This is a genomic window from Chryseolinea sp. H1M3-3, from assembly GCF_029360725.1.
In the GTDB taxonomy this organism is placed as follows: domain Bacteria; phylum Bacteroidota; class Bacteroidia; order Cytophagales; family Cyclobacteriaceae; genus Chryseolinea.
Window position 1 is genome coordinate 1 of the sequence record NZ_JARKMY010000017.1, and the last position, 826, is coordinate 826.

General features: G+C 38.7%; 1 protein-coding gene. It reads left to right on the plus strand.

Annotation, left to right across the window (positions count from 1 at the left end; all coding sequences use genetic code 11):
- A partial coding sequence (locus P2W71_RS23995; protein WP_276373953.1) for an IS3 family transposase occupies nucleotides 1-826 on the plus strand: 826 nt, incomplete at both ends.

Below are 826 nucleotides of genomic sequence, written 5' to 3' on the forward strand. Positions count from 1 at the left end.
CCAAGACATCAAAGGAGTGATTAGTGATCCTTATAACGCCTACGGTTATGATATGGTGAACGATGAACTGCGGCTTCTTGGATACGATATAAACAGAAAGAAAACCTATCGCCTGATGAATGAAAATAATCTTCTTATGGGTAAGGTTATTAAATGTAGCGGAAAAAGAACATGGGTACAGTTTCGGAAAATACAATCTTCCAGGCCTATGGAATATTTGTGCCTTGATATTAAATATATATGGGTACAGGGTGATGGGCGCTGGTATTATCTTCTATCAATTATGGATGTGTTTAGTCGTAAGATTTTACATTGGATTCTGCAGAAGAGTGTTCGTAAAATGGATGTCATCAGTATGTTTAAATGGTTGCACCAGTGTTATAATCTACAAGGTGTTATGATACGTAACGATAATGGATCACAATTTATAGCCAATCAGGTAAGGCAATTTCTTACACAGTTAGAAGCACGACAAGAATTTACACACGTAGCAACTCCAGAAGAAAACTCTTACATAGAAGCATTCCACAGCATCCTGCAACGTGAACTAATTGATCGCTTTGAGTTTGCTAGTTTTTACGAAGCTAAGATGCACATGGAGCAATATATGGAATGGTATAACTACAAACGCAAACACAGATCACTAGGCAAAATTACACCGCAGCAAAAATGGAAGCAGGCTTCGTCCTGTTCAACTGATAAGCAGCGCGACACAGTGTATGTGGAAGGAATGTCAAGGCCGAATGATTCCTTTAAAAATAAAATCACAAATCATTCGCTCGTTACCAGCCTTGACAGGCCTGGAACAGACACGTACATTTGCTTA